Source organism: Desmonostoc vinosum, from assembly GCF_059505385.1.
Genome location: NZ_JCACKM010000085.1, coordinates 19283 through 30265, shown reverse-complemented (window position 1 = coordinate 30265; position 10983 = coordinate 19283). Strand labels below are relative to the sequence as shown.

Sequence of the window (10983 nt, the reverse complement as noted above, 5' to 3'; positions counted from 1 at the left end):
TTAGCGAGCTTGCGAGCGTCACCCGAAGGGGGACGCGGAGAAAGATTTCGGAACGGAAAAATAGGCTTTTTTAGACTGAATATGAAAAACCTACCCTTGAAAGGGGCCCACGCTCCCGGTGGGAGTGGGAAAAGAAGTTAAAGCGGGGTTTCTGACTCAATCCTGAATGCAACCTGTTAAAAATCCCTGTTAGGATTCAAGCAAATCGAATTACTTCTTCTACCTGGGTTAAATGGGAAGTGTCTCCCTTTAGTTCTAGCAACCATTCTGGGCATTGACGTACAACTTTTACTAAAGAACATAGGGAAGCCTTAACTTCCGTTTTGGCAATTTCCCCTACAAATCCTATTGTCGCCCCTACCACCGATGCACCATGTCCTACCAAAAGGATATTCTTAGGGAGGAATTCTGTTGCTAAGCATCTAGCAGTTTGTCCTGAACGTTCCCACACTTTTTCGCGATTTTCGGGATATTTGGCAGCAATACGCGACGTATAACTAACGTCTATTCTGGGAAACAATTCTGCTAGTGCTGAAATCGAAAGTCTTTCTGGTTCTTCAGTCATCCAAGCAGGATTTAACCATTCACTCAAACCTGTTTCTAGCTTAATAGGTAAATCCAGAACTTCTGCGACTGCGTTTGCTGTTTGCACCGTTCGCAAGAAGGGAGAAGCGAAAATGTGAGCAATGTTTTCTCTTTTGAGGCGTCTAGCTAGCTGCTTTGCCTGCAAGATCCCATCGTCAGACAAGGGTGGATCATAACGTCGTTCTGCAGTGAGAAACCAATCAGGGTTTACAAAGTCGAGGCGGTTAGCGTGTCTTGCGATCCAGACTATTTGACTCATGGGTTTATTTATACTTGCATCTCAGAGATAGACACCCCAAAAAAATGGGTTCAAACCCAATATATTACGAAACTTGTAATAATTCGTAATACCTCTGTCTAAATTTAAATAGTAAGAATTTAGTTAATTTTCAGAGGCGATCGCACATCTGGATCAATCAACCAACCTAAGCTAGTACCATGCTTTAAGCAATGTAGAATATTTCCAGTTATTTTAGTTTCTGTAGGAGAGAAAAATTCTAACTTTTTAATCATACCAAAACTCTCTGAATTACACCCTGATCAAAAATACGGTTATCTGTACCAATACCTTTAATTTCTATTCTGTCCGCATACACTTCGTAAGTAGCAAAACTTAAATTACTCGTAGAATATTCTGTCCATTCAGAACGTCCTACGGGACGATTACCCGCGCCTGCACCGCAAATTATATAAGTTGTACCATTAATAGCACGAGTGCGTTCATAATGATGTTCGTGACCATTGATATAAAGTTGAACATTGTATTTTTGAAATAAAGGAGTAAAAGTTTTAATAAACTCTGGGCTACTACCATAAACACCAGATGCATAAATTGGATGATGACCAAATACTATTTTCCAAGTAGCATTACTCTTACTTAATTCTTGTTTCAACCAAGTTAGCTGCTTTTTCCAATCAGCATTCGAGTTAGTATCTAAAGCAAAAAATTGCACACTATCACGTTTAAATGTATAGTAACGCCCCTTCATATTAAAATTAGGATACTTTACTTGCGGCTCACCATTAGCAGTACGAATATCGTGATTACCTAAACAAGCTTGAAATTTGACACCTTGTTTAAGCAAAGGTTTATAAGGACGTTCAAAAACTGCGCCAATTTTTTCAATTTCGCCGTTATTATAAATATTATCTCCAGCTAAAATTACCAAATTATAAGGATTTTTTTGGTAATAAGAATTCATCGCCCTCGCTACAGCATACTGTCCTTTAGCACCAGTTCCTGTATCTGCAACGGATACAAAACGCAACAGCAAGTCTTTTTGGGGTGGTTTGGCGGCTATTACCGTTGAATCAGCATTATCAGCACCTTGGTTATTTTGATGAGTCAGCGTCCAAGTGAAAAACCCTGTACCAATAGCGCTGAGACTACTCAAAAAAAGAAATTGACGGCGTTTTAGATTCATAAGTTGGGGATTAAATAATTCGTAATGACGCTCGAGGACTCGCTACCGCTTCGCTAACGCTAACGTAATTCGTAATGACGCGACGCTCCTGTGTCGCTCTAAGCGAAGCTATGCCGTAGGCTTTACGCTGACGCTCGTACCGACGCTCGTTCGCCTTTGGCGTCTCCCCTTGGGAGATGACTCGCTCTAAGCGAAGCTATGCCGCAGGCTTTACGCTACGCTATCGCTGCGAAGCGCGTAATTAAGTTTTGTAATGGGGACTTAAACCCACGGAACTAGTTAAGGCTTAATCTCTAGCCTGTAGCCCCTAGTCACAGTTCCCAGTCCCTAGAAATGATACATTGTACTTGACTTATCCTTGATTCGCGTTCCTGGTGAAAGTTTCATGTCACAAGACAACCAGAATTCACAACCGCCTTCGTCATCTGAACCTCAAAGGAATCGACCAAAATCGAATACTCAAAAACCTTACCAGAGAGTTCAGCCAATTTGGAAGACAAAAGTTATCCAAATTCTGAGAGGAACGATTGGAGTTTTGGAAACTACTGTGGTGAAACTGGAAACAGAATCATTACCTGGTGCTGCGGAAACTCCTGGTTTGTGGGGTGGATTTTTAGCTAAAGTTCGCTCTTTTTTACCAGCTAATTTCTCAGCAAAGTTGTCGAACACGGCTTTAACGGGAATTATTGCTGGAGTTGCTGTGATTTTAGTTTGGACGAGTGCGACTGTTGTAACTAAAAAACCCACGGAGGTAGTAACGCTTCCTCCTGTCGAGGAAGTTTCTACACCCACGCCAACGATAACTACTCCACCAGAAGCAGCACCAATAGAACCAGAACCGCAAGTTTCACAGCCTCCACCAGAAGTTACCCCAACGCCAACACCAGAACCAACTCCCACGCCAACGCCAACGCCAGCTTTAGAATTAACGCCGGAAGAAACTTTAATTGCTGCAATTGAAAATCAAGTAGCCGAAATTAGCGATCGCATTACCTCCGGTCTGATAAAGTCAATTCAAGCTAACTTCCGCACTGGCAATCTCACCATCAAAATTAGTGACGATTGGTATACTCTTAAGGACTCTCAACAAAATAAACTAGCAACTGAGATATTACAGCGTTCTCAAGAACTCGATTTTACCCATTTAGAAATTATCGATTCCCAAGATAATTTAATAGCACGTAACCCAGTCGTAGGCTCTGAAATTATCATTTTTCAACGCAGAGAAATAATCAATTTAGAATCATAATATTGAGTGAGCGGCAAAAAATTCTACTCGTTCGCGCACGGCTCGAATGTGATTTGGTGTATTTATTCTAACAGCGATCGCCCCATTGCGCTTGACAAGATACAATCAGTTCTTTGTGTAGTGAATTTATCATTGGTTATTGGTCATTTGTTAAGCGGATGAAAAACATCTTTCCCATTTTCCCCGCGTCCCCCTTCGGGTGACGCTCGCAAGCTCGCTAACGCTGCCGCTGCGCTAACGTAGTCGCCTGCGGAGGGAAACCCTCCTTTACTCGCTGTCTCACCGCGTCCCCACTCCCCACTCCCTACTCTCCACTCCCCACTCTCACAGATTGAGTGGGAATCCAGACGGTAAAAATTGAGCCAATGCCTACTGTGGATTCTACTTCAATACGTCCTCGATGAAGTTCCACTAGTTGTTTGGTTAAAGCTAAACCAAGTCCGGTGCCTTCGTAGCGACGGCGATAGGGTGTATCAAGTTGTTGGAATTTTTCAAACAGTCGTGGTAATTGGTCTTCGGAAATGCCTATGCCGGTATCTTCGACTTGAAAGATAGCAGTGTCGTCTTCTACCCAAAGCCGTAAAGTCACACTGCCATTTTCGGGAGTAAATTTGATGGCGTTACTTAACAAATTCCACAGAACTTGCTCTAATCGCTCAGCATCGGCGATGAAGCGATCGCGCTGAGGATCGATTTGCAAATCGAGTTTGAGATTAACATATTTGTGGCCGGCTTTTTCTTGCAGCGACTCTACAGTATTTTCTGCTATGCTCACTAGGGAAAATTCTCGAATATTTAAAACTGTTTTGCCTGCCTCGATTTGTGATAAGTCGAGGATGTCATTAATCATTTCTAATAAATGTTCTCCGCTGTCGTGGATTGTTTGCAGATAATCCCTTTGACGCTGACTCAATTCACCTAAAGGCCAGCGTAACAGTGTAGAAGACATGCCAATGACATAAGTTAAAGGCGTCAGCAATTCATGGCTGATAGTAGCCAAAAACTCACTTCTCAAACGACTAGCGGCTTCAGCAGCAAGTAGGGCATCACGTAGAGCCATTGTTCGCTCAATGACTCGTTGTTCGAGGGTTTGTTTTTCTTGAGTGAGCGTTCGCGCAGCGTCTCGCAGAGATCGCATTAACTCAGTTTGGTGGATTGCGATCGCTAATTGTTCGGCGATCGAACTCAGCAAACTTTTTTCGCTTTCAGTCCACTGGTGGGGAGCGTCACATTTATGAGCAATCAACAACCCCCACAGTTTTTCTTCAAATATAATTGGTGCTGCTAATTTGGCCCGGACTTGGCTTTCCCTTAAAAAATTTAACAAACACTGTTCGAGAGCATAAGTTTTTTCGATATCATCTACAGCTAAGGTAAAGCCTTGAACATACTTCTCCCAACATTGGGAAGTTTGCGTAAAACAATTTTGTTCCTTGTAACTCAATATAGACGGAATAGTGTCTGTAGCGCGGGCTTCATAGACAATACAACTCCCATACTGTTGAGCTTCTTCGGCTGGGAGTTGGAAAGATGTAGAGATGTGAAAATAAAGTGACTGACGAGTGTTGACTAATGAGGTTTGACCATTTGTTGAGCGTTGAGCCTTGACTTTGAAGCCTTCAAATCTATAAATTACTAGTCTATCTAATTCTAAAAATTCCCGGACTTGCGTAATGGCTGTTGTCATAATTACCGACAAATCCAGACTTTTGCGGATTTGGGTTGTTACCTGATTCAACAACCGTTCTTGAGAGATCTGTTTTTTCAGGGCATCTTCTATCGGTTGACACACATAAACCTCAGATTGATTAGAATCCAGAGGTGTTATCATCTCTTGGTTTGGTAGCGTTAGGAGATATTCTAATAACAACAGTGTAAATTCACCTTGGAGCTGAGCGTCGTTAGGCTGAAGAATTTGACGATAGCGTTCCAAGCTTTGGTGAGTATAGGAATCACCCTCAAAAAAGTCTCGCAAATTTATGACAAAGGAAGCGATCGCTTCAACGTTAAATGTCAATCTCGCGTTTAGCGCCAAATCCTCAGCAATGAATTCCGAATAAATTTCTTTCTCCCCTGCTCCCCCTGCTTCTACCTTGCCCACTAACAGCGCACTAAACCGCTCAGACACCACCAGCGTGAATCGTTGTTTCTGCCACTCCAAAGGTATACGAACCCGTACTAGCACAGCTTCTGTTAATACCAAAGCAGTGCTTCCTAATGCTTGAGCCATCTGCTGTAACAATTCCCCAAGCTGATTAAACACACTTAAAGACAAGGTTCGGGAAAAGCTCAAATCAGGAGAACTAAGCATTTTCAAAAATTTGGTGAAGAAGGTTGAATGCTGGGTTGAAAGGTTGTTTTGATCGTGTCCTAATCAACAGTTTAAGACGGTAATACAGGATTATGCATCGCATAAGTGCCACATCTGGCGGATGGAATCAATCAGAAGATTTAATTTTTTTAGAACAAACTCCGGCTCCAATTGTGTTAATTACGGCTGCTGACACTGATATTCAAACCCTAGCAGCAGCAGTTCCAAAATTACCTGCAAATTTTCCTGCATTTAGAGTCGCCAACCTATTACAGTTACAACAACAAATAAGCATAGATACTTATGGTGAACAAGTTTTAGAACTTGCTCAAGTAATTGTTTTGCGTTTATTAGGAGGACGTTCTTACTGGACTTACGGTTTGGAAGTAGTGCAGGAAATTGCAGAACGTAATGGTATAACCCTCATTGTAATGCCAGGGGACGATGCTCTCGATCCCCAGTTAATCTCTCTGTCTACAGTGCCTTTAAGTATTGTTAATCAAGTATGCCGCTATTTTAGTGAAGGCGGTGTGGAAAATTTTGTTAATTCTTTGCAATTTATTGCCGATACTTGCCTGTTCACCTCATACAATCCCCCACCACCCCAGCCAGTAGCGCGTGTGGGGTTGTATGAGTGGGGAATGGGGAATGGGCAAAAGGACGCGCTTACGCGCTTACGCGGTGAGACAGCGCTGCAGGAGGGTTTCCCTCCGCAGGCGACTGCGAACCCGAAGGGGGACGGGGAGAAAATTTCTCCCTCATCCCCCTCATCCCCCTCATCCCCCTCACCACTCCCCAAAGTCGGCATCCTCTTCTACCGCGCTCATTATCTGGCGGGAAATATCAAGGTAATTGATGCTTTGTGTGCAGCTTTGGTACAGAAAAATTTACAACCTGTGCCAATATTTGTTTCTTCGTTGCGTGATGCCAATGTTAGTGATGAGTTGGCTGAGTTTTTCCAGCCGAAAGACTCGCAGCCGATCGCTTTACTGTTGAATACTACCAGCTTTTCCTTAGCCAGGCTGGAAACAGAAACACCACAAATCGATTTGTGGGAAAAATTAGATGTGCCAGTTTTACAGGTTATCCTCAGCGGCGGCTCAATTGAACAGTGGGAGTTAGAGTTTAAAGGGCTTTCTCCCCGCGATATCGCGATGAATGTGGCACTACCAGAAGTAGATGGGCGGATTATTAGCCGCGCTGTATCTTTTAAGACACTACAAACACGCCATCCTGATTTAGAAACAGATGTGGTAGTTTATGAGCCAGTGAGCGATCGCATTGAGTTCGTAGCCAACCTAACTGCCAATTGGGTACGCTTGCGTGCAAAACCACCCCAAGAGCGGCGAATTGCCTTAATTTTGGCAAACTACCCCAACCGTAATGGCCGTCTAGCCAATGGAGTCGGACTTGACACCCCAGCCAGTTGTATAGAAATTATCCAAGCATTGCACTCAGTTGGCTATTTAGTAGATAATCCCCCCACTCAAGTCAACGAATTAATTCAACGCCTCACAGCCGGTGTCACCAATGATCCTGAGAGTCGAGACTGGCGTCCAGTGTTGCAAAGTCTAGATTTAGCTGTGTATCAAGAGTATTTCGCCTCCCTACCACCAGATGTGCAGCAGGGAATTAGTGAACGTTGGGGACTGGAAGAAGACACGGAGATGGGGAGACACGGGGACGCGGAGAGTTCTTTCCCCGCGTCCTCTTTTCCCATTCCCGGCATCCAACTAGGAAATATCTTCATAGGCATTCAACCAACAAGGGGCTATGATATTGACCCCAGCTTGAATTATCACGCGCCGGATTTAGAGCCAACCCATGCTTATTTGGCTTTTTATTATTGGGTGAGAGAATGTTTTGGTGCTGATGCTGTAGTTCATGTAGGGAAACACGGAAACTTAGAATGGCTACCAGGTAAAAGTGTGGCTTTATCTAGTAAGTGTTATCCAGAGGTTGCTCTGGGAGCATTGCCTCATTTATACCCATTTATTGTCAATGATCCTGGTGAAGGTTCACAAGCTAAACGCCGCGCTCAGGCAGTGATTATAGATCATTTGACACCACCCATGACTCGTGCGGAACTTTATGGTTCTTTACAACAGTTAGAAAACTTAATTGATGAGTATTATGAGGCAGAAAGTTTAGACCCCGCAAGGTTGCCGGTTATCCGCGATCGCATTCGTGGATTGGTGATCACAGAAAATCTTTATAAAGATTTAGGCATCCCAAACGAAACAGAAATTTTCGATTTAGAATCTTTAATTTTGAACTCTTTAGATGGCTATCTTTGTGAGTTAAAAGAAGCTCAAATCCGCGATGGCTTGCATATTTTTGGGCAATGTCCCCAAGGAAACCAACTCAGAGATTTAATCGTCGCGATCGCTCGTATACCCAATCGCTATTCTATCGGTCTGACGCGTGCGATCGCCCAAGACTGGGGTTTAGATTTCGATCCTCTCACAGCAGACTTATCCATGGCTAGCCAGTGGTCAATAGTCAACGGCCAAAACTGTCGCACCATCGGCGATGTCGTCGAAGTTCTAGAACAACGTGCCACCAACCTCATCAGTGATCAGTTATCAGTCAGCACTCCCCACTCCCCACTCCCCACTCCCCACTCCCCACTCCCCATTGTTCTCAACTGGATACGCGATCGCCTCCTCCCAGCCATTGAACAAACTAGCCAGGAAATTACCAACTTATTGTCTGGGCTTGATGGCAGATACGTGCAAAGTGCCCCAGCTGGCGCACCAACACGTGGACGCCCAGAAGTTTTACCAACCGGTAAAAATTTTTACTCTATTGATATCCGCGCTGTTCCTACAGAAACAGCTTGGGATATAGGCAGGAAGGGTGCTGAAGCCCTAATCGAATGTTACACTCAAGAGCACGGAGAGTATCCAAAAACACTAGGGTTGTCATTATGGGGAACTGCGACAATGCGGACTGGCGGCGATGACATTGCTGAGGCGTTGGCTTTACTGGGTGTGCGTCCGGTGTGGGATGGGGTAGCACGGCGGGTGGTGGATTTTGAAATCTTGCCACTAGCGATTTTGGGGCGTCCGCGTGTTGATGTCACGCTGCGAATTTCTGGATTTTTTCGTGATGCCTTTCCCAACTTAATTGATTTATTCGACCAAGCAGTGATAGCAGTAGCATCTTTAGATGAACCACCAGAACAAAACCCCCTAGCTGAAGCAGTTCGCCAAGATATCGAGTTTTGGACTAGTCAAGGTTTAGATTTAGAGACAGCAGAAATGCGATCGCGCTATCGCATCTTTGGCTCAGCCCCAGGTGCTTACGGTGCTGGACTCCAAGGTTTAATAGAATCACAAAACTGGACAAACGACCAAGACCTAGCCTGCGCCTACATCAACTGGAGCTGTTACGCCTATTCCTCAGCAGCAGGACGCAAAGACGCGGGGACACGGGGACGCGGAGAAAATTTTTCCCTCACTTCCTCATCCCCCCCATCCCCGGTTGGTGAGCCGAGTCATACTGCGAAGCAGAACCCGCAGGTTACCACATCCCCCTCATTTCTCCCAGTCCCCAGTCCCCAGTCCCCAGTCCCCAGTCTTAAAGCCTTCGAGCAACGCTTGGCACAAATGCAAATTGTGCTGCATAATCAAGACAATCGCGAACACGACTTGCTCGATTCTGACGATTACTATCAATTTCAGGGTGGATTAACCGCAGCGGTGCGCTCTCTACAAGGAAAAAATCCCCAAACTTATTTTGGCGATAATTCCATACCCGCTCAACCACGCGTCCGCCAATTGAGAGAAGAAATCGCACGAGTCTATCGTTCTCGCGTTGTTAATCCCAAGTGGATTGCGGGAGCGATGCGCCACGGCTATAAGGGTGCTTGTGAAATGGCAGCAACGGTAGACTATATATTCGCCTATGATGCCACAGCTCAATGTGTCGAAGATCATATGTATCAGGGAATAGTACAAGCGTATTTACTCGATCCTATTGTCTGTGAATTTATTCAGGAAAATAACCCATATGCCCTGCGTGATATTGCTGAAAGATTAATAGAAGCATATATGCGCGGTTTATGGCAGGATGTAGATATACAGACATTGGAAACTTTACGAAACCTAGTACATCAAGCTGAAGCAACCATCGAATAAAAACAAGTGGTGTAGACAACATATATGGACAATCTTGCGTATTTCCACTTAGCTTTCGCCTACGAAGACAGCAAGCCCGCTGAATTAATATCTCTGGGTGCTTTGCTCAATAAAGCAGCTGCACCAGACTGGAAACGGCTTTCTAGTAGAGCTTGGAAGTATATGTTACCCCTAGCTCTCACATTGTCTGTTCTCGGCGCTGTCAGCAGCGTCATGGCACTAGAAAGAGGCGATCAAGGCCCCTCTGTCAGAAATTTACAACAACAATTAAAAAGAGCAGGCTTTTACTCAGCTCCAATCACGCAAACATACGACTTCTCCACCGAAGAAGCGGTGCGACGCTTCCAAAGAGCTGCTGGTATACAAGTTAACGGTGTTGTTGGCCCTACTACTCTGCAAAAATTAGAAAGCTGGCGGACACCAGCTATGAGTACACAAGCCAAAAAGCCTAGCACTGTCAGTACACAAGCTAAGAAACCTGGGACTGTAAGTACACAAGCTAAAAAACCTACTGTTGTGAGTGCAGCTAGTTCAACAACCAGCCAGCGCCGCAATTCCAACTACCTTGCCAAAGGAGATGAAGGTGAGGATGTCAGGATTTTGCAAGAACGGTTGAGAGTCGCAGGTTTTTATTACGGTAATGCCACGGGGATATTTGGCCCTATTACCGAAGAAGCTGTTAAGCGATTCCAAGATTCCTATAAATTAGATGTTGACGGTATTGTTGGCCCAGCAACATCACGTAAATTGCCCACACTAGGCGTGGGTTATGGTGACGAAACTCCCAAAAAGGTAGTTGAGCGAGACAAACTCCGCATCGGCGATCGCGGCGAAGGCGTGAGAATTCTTCAACAACAACTAATTCAGGCAGGATATTTAGAGGGTGAGCCAAATGGCTATTATGGCCCCTATACCGCAGATGCTGTACGCAGATTCCAAACAGCTAATTTCCTCAAAGCAAGTGGTGTTGCTGGCCCTACCACAAGAGCTAAGTTATATAGCTCAGTTAATACTTCTCCCAAGAGCGAGTTTAGTGTTCTAGAAATCCAAACACGATTACGGGAGAGGGGCTTTTATAAAGGTAGGCTGAACGGTGTGATGGCAGATGACACCAAAAAAGCCATCAAACAAGCCCAAGAGTTTTACGGTATTAGTCTCAATGACATCAAGAGCGGACGCTTTTAGCATCCGCTCTTGATCTTGTGATTCTGAGACTTCAAGTGGTTGTTAGCCTTCAGTAGCAGCGAACTACAAGTTGATTTGTTAACCAAC

6 protein-coding genes and 1 pseudogene are annotated in these 10983 nt (G+C 44.6%); 3 read left to right on the top strand and 4 right to left on the bottom strand.

Annotation, left to right across the window (positions count from 1 at the left end):
* Window positions 1-196: 196 nt before the first annotated feature.
* From AC5JMF_RS14580 to AC5JMF_RS14570, 3 genes and pseudogenes are all read right to left on the bottom strand, one after another.
* Window positions 197-844, bottom strand: a complete 648-nt coding sequence (locus AC5JMF_RS14580; protein ID WP_495796443.1) for a histidine phosphatase family protein — start codon at window positions 842-844, stop codon at window positions 197-199.
* 140 nt (window positions 845-984) lie between these two features.
* Window positions 985-1062 (bottom strand): annotated as a pseudogene (locus AC5JMF_RS14575) (Uma2 family endonuclease); the annotation flags it as partial.
* A 32-nt stretch (window positions 1063-1094) separates the two neighbouring features.
* Window positions 1095-2009, bottom strand: a complete 915-nt coding sequence (locus AC5JMF_RS14570; protein WP_495796442.1) for a metallophosphoesterase family protein — start codon at window positions 2007-2009, stop codon at window positions 1095-1097.
* A 385-nt stretch (window positions 2010-2394) separates the two neighbouring features.
* On the opposite strand from AC5JMF_RS14570, the gene AC5JMF_RS14565 reads away from it, so the two are divergent.
* On the top strand, window positions 2395-3258 hold the full coding sequence (locus AC5JMF_RS14565) for a hypothetical protein (RefSeq protein ID WP_495796441.1): 864 nt from the start codon (window positions 2395-2397) through the stop codon (window positions 3256-3258).
* A gap of 304 nt (window positions 3259-3562) precedes the next feature.
* Here AC5JMF_RS14565 and AC5JMF_RS14560 read toward each other — a convergent pair whose 3' ends face one another.
* Complete coding sequence (locus AC5JMF_RS14560; RefSeq protein ID WP_495796440.1) at window positions 3563-5569, bottom strand: GAF domain-containing sensor histidine kinase; 2007 nt, start codon at window positions 5567-5569, stop codon at window positions 3563-3565.
* 92 nt (window positions 5570-5661) lie between these two features.
* Between AC5JMF_RS14560 and cobN the strand changes: the two genes are divergently transcribed.
* Together cobN and AC5JMF_RS14550 are read left to right on the top strand one after the other, a co-directional pair.
* Window positions 5662-9711 carry a cobaltochelatase subunit CobN gene (gene cobN / locus AC5JMF_RS14555; protein ID WP_495796439.1) on the top strand — a complete coding sequence of 1350 codons (4050 nt, stop codon included), beginning with the start codon at window positions 5662-5664 and terminating at the stop codon, window positions 9709-9711.
* A 24-nt stretch (window positions 9712-9735) separates the two neighbouring features.
* Window positions 9736-10896, top strand: coding sequence for a peptidoglycan-binding domain-containing protein (locus tag AC5JMF_RS14550; protein ID WP_495796438.1), 1161 nt, complete (start codon window positions 9736-9738; stop codon window positions 10894-10896).
* The last annotated feature ends 87 nt before the right edge of the window (window positions 10897-10983 follow it).